Below are 19660 nucleotides of genomic sequence, written 5' to 3'. Positions count from 1 at the left end.
GTTCAGGTGGATCCCCCGCGGAACCGATCCGCGTGTACGACCCGCTCGCTCCGCTTCGAGGGTTCTCCTGCCCGGTGTACGTGGTCGGGATGGGCCAGTTCGTCAACCTGTTCGGGTCGGGGCTGGTGTACCCGTTCGCGACGGTTCACTTCCACCTCTCGGTCGGCATCGCGTTATCGCTCGTCGGGATCGGACTGCTCGCCAACAACGTCGGCACTGCGCTCGGCACGACCGCCGGCGGGTACGCCGCCGACCGGTACGGCCGGAAGCCGGTCATGGTCGCGAGCATGGCGCTCTCGTCGGTCACGCTCGCGGCGTACGCCGGCGTCGAGGCGCTCGCGGCGGCGACCCCCGTCTCCCCGGCGGTCTCGTTCATCGCCGTCGCGGCCGCCGCGGGTATCACCCTCGGCCTGTACGTGCCCGCCGCCCAGGCGATGATCGCCGACCTCACCGACGGGGAGACCCGGGATCGCGGATACGCGCTCCTCAAGGTCGGGAACAACGCCGGGTTCGGCCTCGGGTTCGTGGTCGGGGGGATCCTCTACGAGTTCGCGGAGCTGGCGGTGTTCCTCGGCAACGGGCTCACCTCCGGGATCGTCGCGGTCGTGCTGTTCGCGTTCGTCCCGCGAGTCCGCTCGATAACTCGGGACGTCGCCTTCCGCGACTCGGTCGGCGACTGGGGGCGGGCGGTCACCGACCGGCGGATCCTCGCGCTCGCGGGACTCAACGTGGGGTTCGCCGTGATGTACGCACAGATGCAGGCGACCGTTCCGGTCGTCGCGACCGAGACGCTCGGGTTGAGTTCGGGACAGCTCGGCACCCTGTACACGCTCAACCCGATCGTGATCGTCGTCTTCCAGCTGCCGATCGTGGCCGCGGTCACCGACTGGCGACGGACCCGCGGGCTCGTCCTGTCGGCGGGGCTGTGGGGGACGTCCATGCTCGCCGTCTGGGCGGTCGCGGGCGCTCCGGCGCGGGTCGGGATCGGGCTCGTCGGCGCGTTCCTCGTGTTGCGAACGCTCGGCGAGATCCTCCACGCCCCGCTCGTCACCTCGCTCGCGTCGGACCTCGGCGACGCGAACGAACGCGGCTCACAGCTCTCGCTTCTCGAGGTCGCGAAGCGGATCGGCTTCGGCGTCGGATCGGCGGTCGGGGGCGCGTTCTTCGATTACGGGTTCGAGTGGCTGTTGTGGCCGGCGCTCGCGGGCGGTTGTGTGGTTCTCGCGGTCGGACTGCTCCGCTTCGAGCGGTCGATCTCGCCGACCGAGAACGGCCGGACGACCGGTTGATATCACGTGTGATATTCCGACGCTCGGATTTATCTGTGGAGTTGCCCTCCGATCCGTCAATCGATGCGATTCGAACTGCTAACTCGATTTCGGGCCAGTTACGGCGTGAAACTCGCGTCCTCGCTGGTCGGAGTGATGGGCGTCTCGGTCGCGTACGGGGTACTCGTGTACACCCGTACGGGAGGTCTCGGACGGGCGGGGACGGAGGTCAGATCCGGATTGGTCGGCATGACGTTGCTCGCCGTGATCGGGATCGCGTTGATCGGGGTAACCGTGGGGTCGAACACGGTCATCTCGCTTCGACAGCTCACCCGCAAGGCCGAACGGATGGCCGACGGCGACCTCGACGTCGTTCTGGACTCGGGACGGAGCGACGAGATCGGTCGACTCTTCACTGCCTTCGACGAGATGCGGGGGTCGCTCAAACGCGAGATCCGCGAGGCGGAGGAGGCGCGGGCGGACGCCGAGACGGCACGGCGCGAGGCGGACGAGCGTACAGCAACGATAGAGCGGAAAGCGGCCGCCTACGAGGGGGCGATGCGGGCGTTCGCCGACGGCGACCTCACTCGACGGGTCGACCCCGACTGTGAGAGCGACCCGATCCGTCGGGTCGGGACCGCGTTCAACGAGATGGCGGCGGAACTCGAGGAGACGGTCGCGTCGGTCGCGTCGGTCGCCGAGGACACCGCGACCGTCGCGGGAGCCGTCGACGACCGAACGGACGATCTGCGGTCGACGACCGGAACCGTCTCGGGCGCCGTCTCGGAGATCGCCGACGGCGCACGCACCCAGCGAGACGATCTCCGGGCTACGACCGACGAGGCCGAGTCGCTCGCCTCCTCGGCGGAGGAGGTCGCGGCGACGGTCACCGAGGTGGCCGAGACGGCGGAACACGCCGCGGCCGTCGGCGAGGAGGGACAGGAGGCCGCGAAGGCCGCGCTCGAAGAGATGGACGCCGTCGAAACGGTCACCTCCGAGACGACCGAGGACGTCGAGGCGCTGGCCGAGGAGATAGCGGAGATCGGCGAAGTGGTCGACACGATCGCCGCGATCGCGGAACAGACCAACATGCTCGCGCTCAACGCCTCTATCGAGGCTGCGCGCTCGGACGCCGACGGCGCGGGCTTCGCCGTCGTCGCGGAGGAGGTCAAGAGCCTCGCGGAGCGGACCCAGGAGTCCGCCGCCGAGATCGAAGACCGGATCCACGCGGTCCAGGCGCGCGCGGAGGCGGGTGTCGACTCGATCGCGGAGACTGAAGAGCGGATCGAGACCGGCGTCGAGACGGTCGAGACCTCGATCGACGCCCTCGAACGGCTCGCCGAGGCCTCCGATCGGACCGACACTAGCATGACCGAGATCACGCACGCGACCGAATCGCAGGCGGACACGGTCGACACCGTCGTCGGCCACGTCGAGGACGTCGCCGCTATCAGCGCACAAACCGCGAGCGCCGCCGACGACGTCACGGGTGCGGTCGACGAACAGGAGCGGACCCTCAGCGCCGTCGAGAACGCCGCCGAGACGCTCTCGGACCGTGCCACCCGGCTCCGACGCACCGTCGGGAGCTTCGAGTACGACGCCGAGGGGCTGGACGCGATCGACGGACGGGATCTCGAAACGGGCTTCGACGAGCCGTCGTTCGGGTCCTCGACGGCGGGACCGAGTTCCCGATCGAACACCTCCCCTCGAGGAGTGGCGACCTCCGACGGTGGCATGGACCTCGCGTCGGACGGAGCCGATTCGGAGCCATCCACGAACGGATCCGCCTTCGACTTCGTCGGCGACGGCCCGGAGGGGGTGAACTGAGATGCTCGTCGACGTCACCCTCTGGGCCTGGATCGGCGCGACCGGGATGCTCGCCGGGACGCTTCCCTCGCTGTGGCTGTGGTATCGACGTCCCTCGGAGGCGACGTACTACGCGACGCTCGCCGGGGTCACGGGGATCGCGGCGGTCGCGTACGTCCTGATGGCCGTCGACGTCGGAAACGTCGCCACGCCGGGCGGGACGCTTCCGACCGCACGGTACGTCGACTGGTTGCTCACGACGCCGCTTCTGATCGCCTATCTCGCGTTGCTCGCACGGACCGACCGGCGGACGCTCGCTGCGCTGATCGCCGTCGACGTGGTGGTCATCGCGGGCGGGATCGTTGCCGTCACGACGACCGGCACCGTCTCGTGGGTCGCCTTCGCCGTCGCATTCTTCGCGTATCTCGGCCTCGTGTACGGGTTGCTCGTGAACCTCCCGCGGTCGGCCGCACAGCAGGTCGACCGCGTGCGTGCCGTCTTCTACACGCTTCGAAACATCACCGTCGTCCTCTGGACGCTGTACCCGATCGCCTGGTTGCTCGCACCCACCGGGTTCGGGCTACTCACGCCCGCGACGGAGATGCTGGTGTTCGTCTACCTCGATCTCGTCTCGAAGGTCGGGTTCGCGATCGTCGCCGTCGCGGGCGCGGACTCGATCGCCCGTCTCGAGGAGGACCTCGAACGTGATTCGGGTCGCGAGGCCGATCCGGACGTCGCCCCGACGAGCCGAGAGGTCGTCGAACCGACGGAATGACCGCCGACGAGGCCGACCTCACCTGGACTGCCGATAGATGAGGTTCCGCTGGATGTCGTTCGCGCCCTCGTAGATCACCGGGATCCGTGCGTCGCGATACACTCGGGCGATCCGCCGGTCCGTGAGGACCGAGCGTCCGCCGTGGAGCTTCATCCCCTTCTCGGCGCAGTCGACTGCGACCTCCGTGGACTTCGTCTTCGTGAGGGCGGCCCAGTAGCCTGCGTCCTCGTTCTCCGTGACCTTCTCGCAGGCGCGCCAGTTGAGCGCGCGGGCGGACTCGAAGCCGATCCGCATGTCCGAGAGGGTGTGTTGGACCGCCTGGAACTCGTTGACCGTCCGGCCGAAGGCGTTGCGGTCGTGGACGAACGCCTCGGCCTCCTCGATGGCGGCGACGGCGAGTCCGAGCCCGTGTCCGCCGACGATCACCCGGCCGTGGTTGAAGAAGTCGGCGAGGACGTAGAAGCCGCCCCCCTCGCTGCCGACGACGTTCTCCTCGGGAACGAAACAGTCCTCGAGGACGATGTGGCCCTGCTTGGACGCCCGCATGCCCATCTTCTCCGGGATGTGTTCGGCCTCGTAGCCGTCGCGGTCGGTCTCGACGACGAACAGGGTGTAGTTGGAGTACCGGTCGTCGCTCTCGCCGGTCTTCGCGTAGACGGTGAGCCAGTCGGCCTCCACCGCGTTGCCGACCCAGTACTTCTCGCCGGTGATCTCGTAGCCCCCCTCGACCTTCTCCGCCTCCGTGGTCATCCCGGCGAGGTCGGAGCCGGTCTCCGGTTCCGAGACCGCGAGCCCCGATATCTGGTCGTTCTCCGCGACCGGCTGTAGGTACTCCTCCTTCTGTTCGTCGGTCCCGTACCGCTCGAGCATCTCACAGCCGAAGCTGGCGAGCTGGAGCGTGAGGGCGATGCCGGCGTCGGCGCGGTAGAACTCTTCCGCGATCGCGAGCACCTGCGCGAGGTCGAACCCCTTCCCGCCGTACTCCTCGCCGATGTCCTGGGCGACCAGCCCGGCGTCCATCCCGGCTTCGAGGACGTCCCATGGGTACTCGCCCGACTCGTAGTAGGTCTCGGCGTTCGGCGCGATGTGTTCGTCCGCGAACTCGCGGGCCTCGTGTTTGATCTCCCGTGCGCGCTCCGGCACGATACTATCGTCGAGCAGGTCCATGCCCGGACTCCACCCCGCCGGGGCAAAACCTTCGTGGAACAACGAAAAACGAGTGTTTCGTTTATTCGACCGTTCGAGTCCGTCTCGCGTTCACGTATCGGCCGCTTCGAACGGGTTCGAAAGCTCGATCGTCTCCTCGCGGTCCGGGCCGACGCCGATCGCGTACACCGCGGCGTCCATCTCGTCGGCGACGAACTCCACGTAGGCCCGCGTCTCCTCGGGGAGCGCCCCGTAGCCCTCCTCGGCGACCGCGTCCCAGTCGACCGCGGACCAGGTGTCGAACTCGCGGTAGACGGGCTCACACCGCTCCCACCGTTGGGTGGTCGTCGGGACCGTGTCGAACTGCTCACCGTCGAGCTCGTAACCCACACACACCTGGAGTTCCTCGAGGTCGGCGAGCACGTCGACGTGGTTGATCGCGACACCCGTGAACCCGGAGACGCGCGAGGCGTGGCGGAGCATCGGGAGGTCGAGCCAGCCGATCCGGCGCGGCCGTCCGGTGACAGTCCCGAACTCCCCGCCCTTCTCGCGGATCTCGTCGGCGAGCGACTCCTCGCGGTCGTCGCCGTCCAGCTCCGTCGGTAGCGGTCCCGCGCCGACCCGCGAGAGGTACGCCTTCACGATCCCGACGACTTCGCCCGCGCCGACGGTCGTGACCCCGAGCCCGGAGCCGACGACCGCGCCGCCGGCGGTCGGGTTCGAGGACGTCACGAAGGGGTAGTTGCCGTGGTCGATGTCGATCGAGGTCCCCTGTGCGCCCTCGAAGAGGATCCTGTCGCCCGCCTCCCGACGGCGGTGAAGGAAGTCACTACAGTTGACGGTCATCCCGTCGCCGGCAAGGCGCTCGCCGACCTCGCCGAACTCATCGTAGAGCGCGTCGACGTCGAAGGCCTCGGCGTGTTCGGAGTCCGCGACGTCGAGCCCGTACACCTCCTCGGCGACGGCCCGGTTGTGCGAGACGGCGTACTCGAGCCGCTCGCGGAGCACGTCGGCGTCGAGCAAATCGCCGATCCGGATCCCCCGGCGGCCCGCCTTGTCCTCGTAGGTGGGGCCGATCCCGCGGCCGGTCGTGCCGACCTCGACGCCGGAGTCGTCGTCGGCCTTCCCCGCCTCCTCGATCCCGTCCAGGACGCGGTGATACGGGAGTATCACGTGCGCCCTGCGCGCGACCCGGACGTCGGGGTCGAGCCCGCGCTCGCGGAGGGCGTCGATCTCCGAGAAGAGCGTTCGCGGGTTGACCACGCAACCGTTGCCCAACACGCCGACCGTGCCCCGAACGGCGCCGCTCGGTACCAGCGATAGCTTGTACTCCTCGCCGCCTTCGACGACGGTGTGGCCGGCGTTGTCGCCGCCCTGATAACGGACTACGACGTCCGCGTCCCCTCCCCACCGGTCGACGAGTGCGCCCTTGCCCTCGTCCCCGAGTTGGGAGCCGACGATGGTGACTGTCATACCGCTCCTCCCTTCCAACCGGGGGGTAAAACCGATTACGGTCCGTCGTCGCGATCACGGCACGAACGTGTATGGATCCCGTACGCACTGTCGGCAGATATCGTCGTTCGTGCCATCTCACTGGCGGAGCGGTCTTCCGATCGATCAACAAAACGAGCATCGACGCGTGGACGCCACTCGAAACGTGCCGTACCCGTGCGTATCGCTGATTTCGTTTCCCCGTCTCCCTTGCGTTCTCTGAATATCCGTTATTCCTGAAATCCCATTTTCTCTTACATATTCGATGGTTCGACCTCGAATTGTGTCGGTTATCATAACGTTTAATCTGGACCGGTAGCACACACGGATGATGTCGACGAACACGATCCCGCCGGAAGAGATCCGCGCTCAGGTGGCCGATCTCCCCGTCGATCTCTACGAGGGTGACGCCACAGCGTATGCCAGGTTCGATCAGGCGTTCTCACTCGAATCCGTCGCGATCGCGTTGGGTGAATCGGACTGTCTGTACGATGAGGCGACGTTTCCCGGTGTCGTGTATCAGCCGGACGATCTCCCGACGACGGTTGTCGTCTCCGGAGATGGGACCGTCCTTTCGATCGACGCGACGGAGGAAACACACGCGAGGTCGGCAGTCTCGAACGTGATCGATACGTTAGACGATCTCGGATTGATCGTGGACGCTCACACTCCGGAGATCTCTACGAACGTACGAACCGTCCCGTTCTCGTTGACTCCTCCGTCCGTAGAGACGCTGGGCTACGACGATGACTCGTGACGTCTGCCACGCCCGGATCTCGCCGATCCGGCATCGGCGGACGTGGTCGGAAACCAACTCACCTCGCCGCTGGATCCACGTGATCGGAACATGAAACGAGAGCAATCTGAGGGGGATGCTGGGGAGCTGCTTTGGACCTTCGAAACCGGAAGCTCGATCGCTTCCTCGCCGACGGTGGTGAACGAGACCGTCTACGTTGGAAGTGACGATGGATTCCTGTACGCGATAGACACGACCACCGGCGCGCCACTGTGGCGTTTCGAAACTGACGCCCCAGTGGTGAGTTCGCCAACCGTGCGAGACGGGACGGTCTACGTCGGGAGCGTCGACGCGAGCCTGTATGCGGTAGACGCGAGCACTGGCACCGAGCGGTGGAACTTCGAGACGGGGTCCCGGATCGATTCCTCGCCGGCGATGGTAGACGGGACGGTCTATATCGGGAGCTGGGACGAACATTTGTACGCAGTGGATGCGGCTACCGGGGCCGAGACGTGGACGTTCGAGACCGGGGGAGAGATCTCAGCTTCGCCGGTGGTCACGGACGGGACGGTCTACGTCGGGAGCTGGGACGAAAACTTGTACGCGGTACACGCTACTACTGGTGACGAGCGGTGGGCCTTCGAAACTGGTGGCTACGTCGCCTCCCCGACGGTGGCTGACGGGACTGTCTACGTCGGAACCAACTCACCTACCGGAACGTCGTATCTATACGCGGTGTACGCAACCATCGGTACCGAGCAGTGGCGCTTCGAAACCGGGGATGCGGTCGATTCATCGCCAGCCATAGGAACGGGCACCGTATACGTCGGGGACGATGGCGGCCGCCTGTCTGCGGTGGCTACCGACGACGGTGCCGTACACTGGACCTTCGAAGCCGGGAGTTGGATCCACTCGTCGCCTGCGGTGGTCCGTGATACCGTATACGTCGGAAGTGCCGACGAGAACCTGTACGCGGTGGATGCGGCCGCTGGTACCGAACGGTGGACCGTCCAGACCGACGGCGGGATCTCGTCCTCACCGACGGTGGTAGAGGGGGCAGTCTACGTCGGGAGCGAAGACGGATCCCTGTACGCGGTGAGGGCGTCACGGCAGTGAGCTGGCGTCGGCGATCCCCCTGCTGGTGACGATCTGATCTCGAACGCCCGGATAAAACGTACGTGAGGACGTCGGCTGTCGCCTCCGTGATCCGAACCGTTAACTACTCCCATGTCAAACCGTAGGCCGGAATTCGCCCTCCCCAGCTCGACAACAACTTTTAAAAGGGGGCATGACGAGTTAACATATGGCATGATAGATCGACTCGAGAAAGAGGTAGATATGCTGGAGCGGCACCTGCAGGTGTTGCGGATGGTCATCGAGAACGAACCGATCGGGATCGTGAAGATGTCCAACGAGACGGGCTACCCCCACCACAAGGTTCGGTATTCGCTTCGCGTCCTCGAGGAGGAGAACCTCATCGAACCCTCCAGTCAGGGCGCGATAACGACGGAGCGCACCCACGAGTTCGTCGACGAACTCGACGAGAAGCTCGATCACACGGTCCAGAAGCTCGGCTCGATGCGGATCGACGACGCCGCCGAAGTCGAGAACTGATCGCGGAACTCGGAGTTGCCCGAGGAGTTCGGATCCGGTTCGACGCGGCGCCCGCCCGACCTGTCGACTTCACCGACGACCGACCGTTTTCCCGCCGACGAGACCCGTCTCTACTACAGGTCCGGGACCGTGAGGTGGAACCCGCCCTCGCGTGACTCCACGAGACACAGGTGGTACCCACGCTTGCGCGAGAGCTTCACGAAGCTCTTCCGCTTGGAGCGGCTGAACAGCCCCCCGCCGACCGCGTCGCTCGCGGCCTCCAACGCGTCGGGCTCGAAGAAGCTCGCCGTCACCGCGAACGCCGCGGCGAACCCCTCGTTCGACTCCGCGATCACGCCGCCGTTCGCGACGAGCGACTCCAGGGTCGCGCCCGCAGTCGGCGCGCGCGAGTCGTTGAGCTCGGCGACGAAGAGCGGGTTGCCCATCCGGTCGCGCAACACCAGGTCGAACTCGCGCTGCTCGCGGGTCTCCTCGCCGTTCTCCCGGATCACGACGGAGACACTGCCGCCGATCTCGGCGCGGTCGATCTCGGGAAGCGCGTCGTAGAGTTCGCGTAGCGCGCTCCCGTTGCCCGTCTCGCCGATCTCGAAGGGGAGTTCCTCGACGAGCCATCGGGTGAACCCGTACTCCATCGTCCCCCGGAGGAACGACTCGAACGGCTCGCCGTCGACGAGCAGTCCCTCGGTCTCGAAGCTCGTGTGGTGTTCGATCCGGAGGTTCTGCCGGAGCTCCTCGCGGTCGACTGCCCCGTCGTGGGCGTCCTCGAGCGTCGCGCCGCCCTTCGAATCGTATCTGATGAACAGGTTGGTCCCGGCGCGCGCCTCGACAGGTGGCAGGCTCCGGTCGCCGTCCGGGAGACGTGACTCCGCCCGATCGAGCTGTTCGCGGAGGCGATCGGCCTCCGAACGGAGCCGTTCGAGTTCCCCCTCGAGGCGGTCCCGCTCCGCTTCAATCTCGTCACGCTCGGTCGTCACCCCGTCCAGTTCTTCGCGGAGTTCGTCGCGTTGGGCCTCGAGTCTGTCGCGCTCGGCCGCCACCTCCTCGCGGGCGTCCTCGGCCGTCGTGAGCGCCGACTCGAGCTCCTCGATCCGTTCGCGAACCCCGTCCGGAGTCCGTCCCGAGACGGCGGCCCGCCCCGAGCCGGCCCGCTCCGTCGAGCGCGGGCTCGGCGACGATCCTCCGGCGGAACTCTCCCCGGACGTCGATCCCTCGGATACGGCCCCGTCGGTTCGTGACGGGCTCGAGGCTCCGGGCGACCTACCGGTCCGTCCCGTGGCGGTCCCCTGTCGCCGATTCGCACGCCCCGACGACGGGTTCTCGCCGCGCTCGCTGGTCTCGGACGGGTCGAGCGCGGGGATCGACTTCGTCTCGCGCCACTGCGCCTCCTCCGAGAAGACGTCCTCGGAGGCGCCGTCCGACCCGGCCGACGGCCTGTCCGACCCGGCCGACGTCCCGGTCCGGCTGTCGGTTCGCGTTCCCGACTCCTGGGCGGTCGGCTGTCCCGTGGCGTTTCGCTCCGCTGTCGCGGCGTTTCGCTCCGCCGCCACAGCGTCGCTCCTCCCAGTTTCGGTGTCGTCCGATCCGACTGCCGGGCGGGACCGCCCCTCCCGATCCGTCCCTTCGCTCTCGTCGTCTACAGTGTCTCCTTCCTCGTCTACAGTCTCCCCTTCCTCGTCGTCTACAGTGTCTCCTTCCTCGTCTACCGTCACTGCTTTCGCGTCGTCTACCGTCACTGCTTCCTCGTCGTCTACCGTCACTGCTTCCTCGTCGTCTACCGTCACTGCTTCCTCGCCGTCTACAGTCTCCCCTTCCGCTTCGACTCCGTCCGTGCCAACGCCGCCGACGGCGGACCCGGTGTCGTCGGATCGGTCCACCTCGCTCTCCGCGTTACTCCCGGCGGCGCCCGCGGCCTCCGGGATCTCCCTGACGTCGAGGTCGACCTCGTAGACGGTGTAGATCCCGACCTCGTCGTTCGCCAGCGCGAAGGCGTCCTCGCCGGTCTCGAGCCGCCGCGAGTTCCCGACGAACGCGGCCGCCATCGACTCACCGGCGGTGTAGGCGACGTAGTAGTCGCCGGAGAGCACGTTCTCGGCGAGTTCGACGTAGCCGGTGAACCCACCCTGTGAGAGTTTGTCGTCGGCCTCCGAGAGCGGCGTGTCCTTCGTGTAGTACCGTGCCCGCTGTTCGCCTCCCCGTTCCTGCATCGCGAAAAGCACCGGAAGCGCCTCGTGGGGCGCCTGGTATATCGTTCCGGCGGCGTCCACGAACGCGTCGAGGGTCGCGTCGACGGTCCCGACGACGCGACCCTCGAGCATGAACAACCACCCGGTACCGTCGGTCGCCGCGCCCGAGAAGCCACGGTCCGCGAACCGGCGGAGCCCGTCGAAGCCCCCCTCGAACTCCCGTGTGTCCCACCCGGTGATCTCCTCCCTTCGCTGTGCGTCCATCTTACCGGTATTCCCCGACACCGACCCAAATACTTTCCGGACCGTCAGACGCCGGATCGGCCGGATCCGGCCGTGTCGTCCACCGTCGCTATCGCCTCACTACCCAGCGCGATCACGTCCGCGTCGAAGCCGCCCGCCCGTAGCTCTTCGGGGGTGTACCACGACCACGCCTCGGCGTCGGCCTCGCCGTCCCCGTTCGGATCGATCCGGCGGGAGGGAACCCGCGCGTAATAGAGGTGATCGATGTGCTGGTGGCTCACTGACCCGTCGGGATGGACGTCGATGTCGTAGAGTAGCTGGTGAGCCGGCTCCGGCAACGGCCGACCGTTCGGCGTCTCGACGTCGGCGCGGTCGGCGACGAGCTCGGCCTCGAGTCCGATCTCCTCGCGAACCTCCCGTATCGCCGCCTCGTGCGGCAGCTCGTCGCGCTCGACGTGTCCGCCCGGCGGGAGGTGGATCCCCAACCGGTCGTGCTTGTGAAGCGCCGTCGCGCCGTCGTTGACGACGTAGGTGGTCGCCGTGAAGTGACGGGTCGTCTCCATACCGACCCTCTCGGCTCGACACGATTTGTGTGTTCGGGACGCGCCCGACGCGTCCGTCGAGTCCGTTCGCCACCGTGGTCGGCCCTCCGGATATGACGGCCTCGTCGGCGTCGAGCCGACTAGTTGACGGCGATGCTGTCCTCGGCCTCGAGCAGTTCGTGGTAGCGGTTGCGGATGGTGACCTCGGAGATGTTCGCGACCTCGCTCACCTCGCTCTGGGTCACCTTCTCGTTGGTGAGGAGGGCGGCGGCATAGACGGCGGCAGCCGCGAGCCCGACCGGCGACTTCCCGCTGTGGATCCCCTGGGATTTCGCGGTGTCGAGGAGCCGTCGGGCACGACGCTCCGACTCGTCCGAGAGACCGAGATCGGAGGCGAACCGCGGCACGTAACTCCCCGGGTCGGCCGGTCGGATCTCCAGTTTGAGTTCACGGACGACGTAGCGGTACGTCCGGGCGATCTCGTCTTTTTCCACACGAGAGACGCCCGCGATCTCCTCGAGGCTCCGGGGAGTCCCGGCCTGCCGGGCAGCGGCGTACAGCGAGGCGGTCGCGACGCCCTCGATGGACCTGCCGGGAAGCAGGTCCTCGTCGAGCGCGCGGCGGTAGATGACGGAGGCGGTCTCGCGGACGTTGTCCGGGAGTCCGAGCGCCGAGGCCATCCGATCGATCTCGCCGAGCGCCTGCTTCAGGTTGCGCTCCTTCGAGTCGCGCGTCCGGAACCGCTCGTTCCAGGTGCGGAGTCGCTGCATCTTCTCGCGCTGGCGGCTCGAGAGGGACTTGCCGTACGCGTCCTTGTCCTGCCAGCCGATGTTGGTCGACAGCCCCTTGTCGTGCATCATGTTCGTCGTGGGCGCGCCCACGCGGGACTTCTGGTCCTTCTCGCGGGAGTCGAACGCGCGCCACTCCGGCCCGCGGTCGATCTCGTCCTCCTCGACGACGAGCCCGCAGTCAGCACACACCGTCTCGCCGTGTTCGGTGTCGGTAGCGAGTTGGCCGTCGCACTCGGGGCAGCGTAGTTCCTCGTCCGCCGCCGACTCGCTCTCTCGTTCGTCGTCGGCGTGTTCCGTCGTGTAGGTTCGAACGTTGTCGCTCATTGTGTTGGTTTGGGGGGGACCGACCGCGGGACCGAAAGATGAGTCTGCTTTCGGCTTTCCTCACCTATCGGTAAGGGCGCGATACATTTAAACATTTGGGACGATCTGAGGATTCGAAATACGCCGATAGATCCGGTATAGGTCGCTAGTAGCCCGAGATCTACCGACGAGATTTCGTCACGGTTCTTCATGACCTATCGCCGGGTCGGGAAGTCGGGATCGAATATATATTGTTTTCGTCCGAGTTCCGTCTCCCACGGTCGGTTCGTCCCGCTCGGTGAGACCGACCGCTCCGTCCGCCGAGGACAACAGCTCCGTCCGCCGAGGACAACTGCTCCGTCCGCCGAGGACAACCGATTTGGTGCTCCGTGCCAGGGGATCGACATGAACCGGACGCGGCTCGACCGACTGCTCGACGGGATCGACACCGACGGATACCTGCTCGACGCCTCACAGGAGGACGCGAACCAGCTGTACCTCTCCGGGTTCACCGGCCCCGACCCCTTCCTCACGCTGTATGCCGACGGCGAGGTCCACGTGCTCGTCTCCGGACTCGAGTACGGCCGCGCCCGGTCCGAGGCCACAGCCGACACCGTCGAACGCCACGCCGACTACGACTACGAGTACGGCGGGCGCGACGACCGGTACGACATGTACGCGCGGTTCGTCCGGGGGAAGGGCGTGGAGTCCGTCTCCGTGCCGCCGCGCGGGCCGGTCGGGACCGCGGACGCGCTTCGCGATCGCGGCGTCGGCGTCGTCGTCGACGACGAGGACGTCCTCGGGACGGTCCGGGCGGTCAAGACGGACGAGGAGATAGACGCGATCCGGGAGGCTCAACGGGCGAACGAGGCGGCGATGCGCGCCGCGGAGTCGCTGCTCGCCGAGGCCGACGTCGCGGGCGACGGGGAGGTAGCCGGCGACGTCGCGGAGGAAGGGGACAGCATGGGCGACCACGACGTCGAGCCTGGCACGCTCCTGTACGAGGGAGCGCCGCTCACCAGCGAGCGGGTCGCGGAGGAGATCGAGGTCGCGCTGTTGCGCCGTGGTTGCGCGCTCGACGAGACCATCGTCGCCGGCGGCGCGCAGGCGGCCGACCCGCACGACCGCGGCTCGGGCCCGCTCCGGGCGAACGAGCCGATCATCGTCGACGTCTTCCCCCGGTCGAAGGCGACCAAGTACCACGCCGACATGACCCGAACGTTCTGCGTCGGCGAGCCCGACCCCGCTGCCCGTGAGTGGTACGACCTCACGAAGCGGGCGCTCGAGGCCGCCCTCGAGGCGGTCGCACCGGGCGCGACCGGCGAGGAGGTCCACACAGCCGCCTGCGAGGTGTACGAGGCGGCCGGCGAGCCGACGTTCCGGACCGACCCCGAGACGGAGACGGGGTTCATCCACTCGACGGGCCACGGGATCGGCCTCGACGTCCACGAGTCGCCCCGGCTCGCGAGCGGTGCCGGCGAGCTGGAGCCCGGCCACGTCGTCACCGTCGAACCCGGCCTCTACGACCCGGCCGTCGGCGGCGTCAGGCTCGAGGACCTCGTCGTCGTCACCGAGGACGGCCACGAGAACCTCACGGAGTACCCGCTCGAGTTCGTGGTCTGAGCCCTGGGTCGCCGCCGTCGCGACGAACGCGGCGACGGCAGCCGGGATCGGAACCCGCTTTGAGGCGGCTCCGATAGACCGGGCGTGAACTGGCGGTACGCACACACGGCGCTCGGACTCTGTACCCTCGCGTTCACCGCGACGATGGTCGCGCGGCTGACGATCAGCCCCCTCGTCCCGGAGATCACGGCGGCCTTCGACGTCTCGAACGCGACGGTCGGACTCGCGCTCTCGGGGATGTGGGTCGCGTACGCGTTCTCCCAGTTCCCCTCCGGGATCCTCGGCGACCGCTACGGCGAGAGACGGGTGATACTCGTCGCCGTCGGCTCGACCGCGGTCGCCACGCTCTTCATCGCTGCCTCACCGTCCATCCTCGCGTTCATGCTGTTCACCGTCGTTCTGGGCGCCGGTGCGGGCCTCCACTACACCGTCGCGACCACCTTCCTGACCCGGCAGTTCGACGACATCGGGCGCGCCATCGGCGTCCACATCGCCGGCGGGCCGGTCGCGGGGCTCGTCGCCCCGCCGGTAGCGACCCTCGTCGGCGCGCGCTACGGCTGGCGGGCGGGGATCCTGCTCGGAACCGTCGTCGCCGTTCCCGCCTTCGCGCTGTTCGCGTGGCGGATCCGGCCGACCGAGCCGCGCCGACCGGACCAGGCGATGCGCGAACGGTTCGCGTTCGGGCCGCTCGCCGAACTGCTCTCCCGGCCGTCGATCCGCTATACAACCGGTCTGGCGACGCTCGGGGCGTTCACCTGGCAGGCCACCGCCTCCTTCCTGCCGACGTTCCTCGAGGTCGGCGGGGGGTTCTCGTCCGCGCTGTCCGCGCTGTTGTTCTCGCTGTACTTCCTCGTCCACGGCGGGATACAACCGCTGACGGGGTCGCTCTCCGACCGGATCGGTCGGGACCCGACGGTGATCCTCACCATGGCCGCCGGCGTCCTCGGGTACGGAACCCTGGTATTCGGGGCGCAAGAGGGGCTCGGACTCCCCACGACGGTCGTGGGCGTTCTCCTCGTCGGACTGGCGATGTCGTGGGGGGCGCCGCTCCAGTCGCGGTTCATGGACCTGCTCTCCGACGCCGAACGCGGCGCGGGGTTCGGACTCGTCCGCACCGTGTACATGGTTGTCGGCGCGTCGGGTAGCGTCGTCGTCGGAGCGGTCTCCGATGTCGCGGGATGGACCGCCGCGTTCGGCCTGCTCACGGCGGTGATGGCGCTCGGGTTGATCGTGCTGGTGACGAACCGTCTGCTCGGACTGGGGTACTGAGGAACGATCGACCGCAGGACGGGGGCGACTACAGCCGGTCGTCCTCGAGGCTCCCCGGGTCCTGTGCCGTGTCGAACATGTTGTTCTCCGCGCCGTCGAGCATCTCGTCGCGAGGGTCGTCGTCGACGACGTTGACGTTGTACGCCTCGATCCCGGAGGCGATCAGTTCCTCTACAGCCTGCTCTTCGGTGACGAACTCGGAGTCGGCGAGCTGCTGGAACTCGGCGTACACGTCGTCCGAGAGGTTCAGTTCGAAAGTCGGCATGGCCCATCCTTTCGGCCGGATCTTTTTAAACCCGGTGGCCGAGGTCGGGCGTCATCGACCGTCTCGAACGCGGTCGGGGTGCGCGTGAAACCCGTCTCCGTGGACCGTTTCGGCTACCTGAACCGGTCTCCAACCGTCGTCGCCAGTGCCACGGCTTCCTCGACGTCGACCTCCTCGTCCACGTCCGCGAGTCGTGAGAGCAGCGCCGCGACGCGCTCGTCCGTCGGCTCCATCCCGGCGCGGCGGAGCAGTTTACGTGCTGTGCCGGCGCCGGTTCCCGGTCCGAACAGGAGTCGTCGCGTCCCGCCGAACCGTGCGGGATCGAACGGTTCGAACGTCGAGGGGTCGTCAAGCATCGCGGCCGTGTGGATCCCGGACTCGTGGGCGAACGCCTCGTCTCCGAGGAGCGGCTTCGCCGTCCCCACGTCCTCGTCCAGGACGTCGAGCACGCGCTCGGCGACGGGGATCAGCGACCGCTCGTCGACCGCGAGATCGATCGGCTCCGCGCCGACCGTCGCCGCGGCGACGAACGCCTCCGCGGGCGTGTTGCCCGCACGCTCGCCGATACCGCCGACCGAGACGTCGGCCTTGCCCGCACCCGCACGACCCGCTGCCAGCGCGTTCGCGGTGCCGACACCGAGGTCCTCATGAAAGTGGACGCCGACCTCGGCGAGGTCGCTCTCGAGGGACTCGAGGAACCGTTCCACTCCGGCCGGGGTCCGCGAGCCGACGGTGTCCGCGATCGTGTACCAGTCGGCGTCGACGGTTGCGAACAGTTCGTCGAGGGCGGCGGGCTCGGTACGAAAGCCGTCCATCGCGGTGAACTGTACCGCAACACCACCCTCCCGAGCCAGCGCCGCGGCCTCCCGAACCGACTCGACCATCGACGCGCGGGTGGTGCCGAGGACCGCCTCGAGATGTGCCTCGCTCGTGGGGGCGAACAGGTCCACCACGTCGACGCCGGCATCGAGGGCAGCCTCGACGTCGCCCGGGATGGCCCGCGCGATACCCGTGACGTCGGCGTCGACGTCGAGACGCTCACAGACGGTTCGCACGTCCTCGTCGGCGATCGGGAACCCGACTTGGAGGTAGTCGACACCGAGCGCGTCGAGTTCGCGGGCCGCCTCGACCTTCTGCTCGACGGTGTACTCGATCCCCGGGCGTTGCTCGCCCTCCCTGAGGGTGAGATCGAGCAGCTTCATACCGCCCCCCGCTGCCGGAGTCGTTCGCGTTCCTCCTCTCCGTATCCCAGCGCTTCGAGCACGGCGTCCGTGTCCTCGCCGAGCTCCGGTGGGTCGGCGTTCTCGACGCGTCGGAAGGCGTTCGACCGTGCGGGGTACCGCGGCACGTCGATGTCGCCACCACCGCCCTCCGTCGCCCGGATCGTTCCGAGCGCGTCGGTCTCCCGGAGATGGCGGTCCTCGACGACGTCCTTGGTGTCGTTGACGGGCGCGACCGGGACGCCGACGTCGCGAAGTCGGTCGATCAGGTCCCCGGCGTCGAAGCGCTCGCAGACGGTCTGTAGCTCTTCGGTGAGACGTTCGCGGTTCGCGCGTCGGTCGTCGAGGGTGGCGTAGCGCTCCGTTCGATGGAGGTCGACCTCGAGTGCCGTACACAGCGCTTCCCACTGCTGCTGGGAGGACGGGCCGACGAAAACCCACGCGTCGTCCGCCGTCTGGAAGACGTCGTACGGCGCCCAGTTCGGGTGGCCGGCGCCGATGGGCTCGGCGACGTGTCCCGACGACTGGGTGTACGCGAGCCAGTACCCCATCAACGAGACGGTACTCCCGTAGAGCGGAACGGTGATGTGCTGTCCCTCGCCGTCGGCGTCGCGCTGTCGCACGCCGGCGAGCACCGAAACGGCCCCGTACAGGGAGGCCGCCATGTCGGCGAGACTGGTTCCACAGCGCACCGGCGGGTGACCGGGTCGTCCCGTGACGCTCATCACACCGGAAAGCGCCTCCGCAACGGGGTCGAGCGCCGGGTACTCCTGATACGGTCCCTCGTTGAATCCCTTGATCGAGCAGTACACCAGCTCGTCGTTGAGCGCCGACAGGTCGTCGTACCCCACGCCGAGTCGGTCGACGGTGCCCGCAGCGAAGTTCTCGATGAGCACGTCGGCCTCGGCGACGAGGTCCTCGAACACCGCCCTTCCTTCCTCGGACTTCAGGTCGATGGAGACCCCGATTTTGTTGCGGTTCACGTAGTCGAACGAGGCGTTTCCCACGGGGGAGGAGTTCCGGACCGCGTCGCCACGCTCGGGATGTTCGACCTTGATCACCTCCGCGCCGAGGTCCGCCAGCACCATCGAGCAGAACGGGCCGGCGACGATGTGGCCCAGTTCCAGGACGGTCACGTCCGAGAGCGGCCGACCCTCCGTGCCGGGCAACAGGTTCGGGGCGATGCGCTGGCTGTCGCCGTCGGTTCCGCCAGTACGGCTCGACTCGTCGTTCGTCGTCTCTCCTTTCCCCGTCATTGGTTGGGTCTCGACCGGGCGGCGACGAGACGGTCGCCGTGGCAGATCGTCCGACCGTCGTCGTCGAACACGAACGCGTCGGCAGCGTCGAAGCCGACGTCGAGTTCGTCGCTGGCCGTCGCGTCCCCGACGCTCTCGTCGACGACGTTGATGTGGGTGCCGTCCAGGCCCGTTCCGTGTATCACGAACTCGGTGCCGAGCTGTTCGACCACGTCCACGACCACGCGAACGCGGTGGTCGCCGCCGTCAGGCGAGAGGTACTGCGGCCGGATGCCGAGCGTGACCGCGTCGCCGATCCGGTCCTCGAACGGGTCCGGTGGCGCCGGGATCTCGAACCACTCGCCGACCACGACTGGACCCCCCTCGCCGATCTCGACGGTCGCCGGCAACGCGTTCGTCGATGGGGTTCCGATGAACTCCGCCACGTACTGCGAGACGGGCCGGTCGAAGAGGTCTCCGGGCGGTGCGAACTGCGCGAGCCGACCGCCCTCCAAGAGCAGGACGTAGTCGCTCATCGTCATCGCCTCGGTCTGGTCGTGTGTGACGTACACCATCGTCGCGTCCATCTCCTTGTGGAGCCGCTGGACCTCCACGCGGAGCTCGGCTTTGAGTTTGGCGTCGAGGTCGGACATCGGCTCGTCCAGCAGGAGCACGTCGGGGTCCTGAACGAACGCGCTGCCCAGGGCGACCCGCTGTTGCTGGCCGCCCGAGAGTTCCGCGGGCATCTTCTCCAGTTGCTCGCCGATCTGGAGGGTCGTTGCGGCTTCGTCGACCGCGGCACGACGCTCGGCTTTGGGGACCCCCGCGACCTTCAGTCCGTAGGCGATGTTCTCCCGCACGGTCATGTGGGGGTAGAGCGCGATGGACTGGAACACCATCGCCGCGTTGCGGTCCTGCGGTCGGACGTCGGTCACGTCGCGGTCGCCGAAGTGGATCGACCCCGACGTCGGAGTCTCCAAGCCGGCGATCATCCGCAGCGTGGTCGTCTTCCCGCAGCCCGAGGGCCCCACGATCGTCGTGAACGACCCTTCCGGGATCTCGAGCGAGAGGTCGTCGACGGCCAGGTGGGTCGTGCCGGCTGTGTGATACTCCTTTCGGACGTCTTCGAGTCGTATAGATCGTGCCATGG

17 protein-coding genes are annotated in these 19660 nt (G+C 67.6%); 8 read left to right on the top strand and 9 right to left on the bottom strand.

From position 1 onward, the window contains the following. Positions 1-32 precede the first annotated feature (32 nt). The 3 genes from DQW50_RS06935 (at position 33) to DQW50_RS06925 (ending at position 3849) form a co-directional block, all read left to right on the top strand. Positions 33-1289: an MFS transporter gene (locus DQW50_RS06935; RefSeq protein ID WP_241964367.1), complete on the top strand. Its 1257-nt coding sequence runs from the start codon at positions 33-35 to the stop codon at positions 1287-1289. A 63-nt stretch (positions 1290-1352) separates the two neighbouring features. Then, positions 1353-3095, top strand: coding sequence for a methyl-accepting chemotaxis protein (locus tag DQW50_RS06930; RefSeq protein WP_112078561.1), 1743 nt, complete (start codon positions 1353-1355; stop codon positions 3093-3095). 1 nt (position 3096) lies between these two features. Next, positions 3097-3849, top strand: coding sequence for a bacteriorhodopsin (locus DQW50_RS06925; RefSeq protein WP_112078560.1), 753 nt, complete (start codon positions 3097-3099; stop codon positions 3847-3849). 18 nt (positions 3850-3867) lie between these two features. Here the strand turns inward: DQW50_RS06925 and DQW50_RS06920 are convergent, their stop codons facing one another. Both DQW50_RS06920 and DQW50_RS06915 read right to left on the bottom strand, forming a co-directional pair. Continuing rightward, positions 3868-5016 carry an acyl-CoA dehydrogenase family protein gene (locus DQW50_RS06920; protein WP_112078559.1) on the bottom strand — a complete coding sequence of 383 codons (1149 nt, stop codon included), beginning with the start codon at positions 5014-5016 and terminating at the stop codon, positions 3868-3870. A gap of 90 nt (positions 5017-5106) precedes the next feature. After that, on the bottom strand, positions 5107-6468 hold the full coding sequence (locus DQW50_RS06915; protein ID WP_112078558.1) for an adenylosuccinate synthase: 1362 nt from the start codon (positions 6466-6468) through the stop codon (positions 5107-5109). 349 nt (positions 6469-6817) lie between these two features. Between DQW50_RS06915 and DQW50_RS06910 the strand changes: the two genes are divergently transcribed. The 3 genes from DQW50_RS06910 to DQW50_RS06900 all read left to right on the top strand — a co-directional run bounded on the left by DQW50_RS06910 (position 6818) and on the right by DQW50_RS06900 (position 8836). Next, positions 6818-7243, top strand: a complete 426-nt coding sequence (locus DQW50_RS06910) for a hypothetical protein (RefSeq protein ID WP_157964850.1) — start codon at positions 6818-6820, stop codon at positions 7241-7243. 90 nt (positions 7244-7333) lie between these two features. Beyond that, entirely contained in the window at positions 7334-8338 is a 1005-nt protein-coding gene (locus DQW50_RS06905) for a PQQ-binding-like beta-propeller repeat protein (RefSeq protein ID WP_112078556.1), read from the top strand. A 192-nt stretch (positions 8339-8530) separates the two neighbouring features. Then, positions 8531-8836: a hypothetical protein gene (locus DQW50_RS06900; RefSeq protein ID WP_112078555.1), complete on the top strand. Its 306-nt coding sequence runs from the start codon at positions 8531-8533 to the stop codon at positions 8834-8836. A gap of 113 nt (positions 8837-8949) precedes the next feature. On the opposite strand, the gene DQW50_RS06895 is transcribed toward DQW50_RS06900, so the two are convergent. From DQW50_RS06895 to DQW50_RS06885, 3 genes are all read right to left on the bottom strand, one after another. After that, on the bottom strand, positions 8950-11283 hold the full coding sequence (locus DQW50_RS06895; RefSeq protein WP_112078554.1) for a hypothetical protein: 2334 nt from the start codon (positions 11281-11283) through the stop codon (positions 8950-8952). Positions 11284-11327: 44 nt separating this feature from the next. Continuing rightward, the gene (locus DQW50_RS06890) at positions 11328-11825 is read right to left on the bottom strand and encodes an NUDIX hydrolase (RefSeq protein WP_112078553.1); all 498 of its coding nucleotides are present in this window, start codon (positions 11823-11825) and stop codon (positions 11328-11330) included. Between the two features lie 119 nt (positions 11826-11944). After that, the gene (locus DQW50_RS06885) at positions 11945-12919 is read right to left on the bottom strand and encodes a transcription initiation factor IIB family protein (protein ID WP_112078552.1); all 975 of its coding nucleotides are present in this window, start codon (positions 12917-12919) and stop codon (positions 11945-11947) included. A 384-nt stretch (positions 12920-13303) separates the two neighbouring features. Here DQW50_RS06885 and DQW50_RS06880 point away from each other — a divergent pair, with 384 nt between their 5' ends. Continuing rightward, complete coding sequence (locus tag DQW50_RS06880; RefSeq protein WP_112078551.1) at positions 13304-14521, top strand: Xaa-Pro peptidase family protein; 1218 nt, start codon at positions 13304-13306, stop codon at positions 14519-14521. 84 nt (positions 14522-14605) lie between these two features. After that, positions 14606-15790, top strand: coding sequence for an MFS transporter (locus DQW50_RS06875; RefSeq protein WP_112078550.1), 1185 nt, complete (start codon positions 14606-14608; stop codon positions 15788-15790). Between the two features lie 28 nt (positions 15791-15818). Here the strand turns inward: DQW50_RS06875 and DQW50_RS06870 are convergent, their stop codons facing one another. From DQW50_RS06870 to DQW50_RS06855, 4 genes are all read right to left on the bottom strand, one after another. Beyond that, positions 15819-16055, bottom strand: a complete 237-nt coding sequence (locus DQW50_RS06870; protein WP_112078549.1) for a hypothetical protein — start codon at positions 16053-16055, stop codon at positions 15819-15821. A gap of 113 nt (positions 16056-16168) precedes the next feature. Continuing rightward, on the bottom strand, positions 16169-17257 hold the full coding sequence (locus DQW50_RS06865; RefSeq protein WP_112078548.1) for a LeuA family protein: 1089 nt from the start codon (positions 17255-17257) through the stop codon (positions 16169-16171). Then, on the bottom strand, positions 17254-18531 hold the full coding sequence (locus DQW50_RS06860; RefSeq protein WP_112078547.1) for a CaiB/BaiF CoA-transferase family protein: 1278 nt from the start codon (positions 18529-18531) through the stop codon (positions 17254-17256). The genes DQW50_RS06865 and DQW50_RS06860 overlap by 4 nt, the downstream gene beginning before the upstream one ends. Further along, positions 18528-19658 (bottom strand): ABC transporter ATP-binding protein, encoded by a 1131-nt coding sequence (locus DQW50_RS06855; protein ID WP_112078546.1) that lies wholly within the window; start codon positions 19656-19658, stop codon positions 18528-18530. Before DQW50_RS06855 ends, DQW50_RS06860 begins: the two co-directional genes overlap by 4 nt. Between the last annotated feature and the right edge of the window lie 2 nt (positions 19659-19660).

This window comes from Halorubrum sp. 48-1-W, assembly GCF_003287355.1.
Taxonomy (GTDB): Archaea; Halobacteriota; Halobacteria; order Halobacteriales; family Haloferacaceae; genus Halorubrum.
This window is presented reverse-complemented; position numbering and strand designations above follow the sequence as displayed.

Excerpts from the sequence above, each read along its gene's own strand:
- DQW50_RS06930 (WP_112078561.1), top strand. The coding sequence starts at position 1,353 with ATGCGATTCGAACTGCTAACTCGATTTCGGGCCAGTTACGGCGTGAAA.
- DQW50_RS06925 (WP_112078560.1), top strand. The coding sequence starts at position 3,097 with ATGCTCGTCGACGTCACCCTCTGGGCCTGGATCGGCGCGACCGGGATG.
- DQW50_RS06920 (WP_112078559.1), bottom strand. The coding sequence starts at position 5,016 with ATGGACCTGCTCGACGATAGTATCGTGCCGGAGCGCGCACGGGAGATC.
- DQW50_RS06915 (WP_112078558.1), bottom strand. The coding sequence starts at position 6,468 with ATGACAGTCACCATCGTCGGCTCCCAACTCGGGGACGAGGGCAAGGGC.
- DQW50_RS06910 (WP_157964850.1), top strand. The coding sequence starts at position 6,818 with ATGTCGACGAACACGATCCCGCCGGAAGAGATCCGCGCTCAGGTGGCC.
- DQW50_RS06905 (WP_112078556.1), top strand. The coding sequence starts at position 7,334 with ATGAAACGAGAGCAATCTGAGGGGGATGCTGGGGAGCTGCTTTGGACC.
- DQW50_RS06900 (WP_112078555.1), top strand. The coding sequence starts at position 8,531 with ATGATAGATCGACTCGAGAAAGAGGTAGATATGCTGGAGCGGCACCTG.
- DQW50_RS06895 (WP_112078554.1), bottom strand. The coding sequence starts at position 11,283 with ATGGACGCACAGCGAAGGGAGGAGATCACCGGGTGGGACACACGGGAG.
- DQW50_RS06890 (WP_112078553.1), bottom strand. The coding sequence starts at position 11,825 with ATGGAGACGACCCGTCACTTCACGGCGACCACCTACGTCGTCAACGAC.
- DQW50_RS06885 (WP_112078552.1), bottom strand. The coding sequence starts at position 12,919 with ATGAGCGACAACGTTCGAACCTACACGACGGAACACGCCGACGACGAA.
- DQW50_RS06880 (WP_112078551.1), top strand. The coding sequence starts at position 13,304 with ATGAACCGGACGCGGCTCGACCGACTGCTCGACGGGATCGACACCGAC.
- DQW50_RS06870 (WP_112078549.1), bottom strand. The coding sequence starts at position 16,055 with ATGCCGACTTTCGAACTGAACCTCTCGGACGACGTGTACGCCGAGTTC.
- DQW50_RS06865 (WP_112078548.1), bottom strand. The coding sequence starts at position 17,257 with ATGAAGCTGCTCGATCTCACCCTCAGGGAGGGCGAGCAACGCCCGGGG.
- DQW50_RS06860 (WP_112078547.1), bottom strand. The coding sequence starts at position 18,531 with ATGACGGGGAAAGGAGAGACGACGAACGACGAGTCGAGCCGTACTGGC.
- DQW50_RS06855 (WP_112078546.1), bottom strand. The coding sequence starts at position 19,658 with ATGGCACGATCTATACGACTCGAAGACGTCCGAAAGGAGTATCACACA.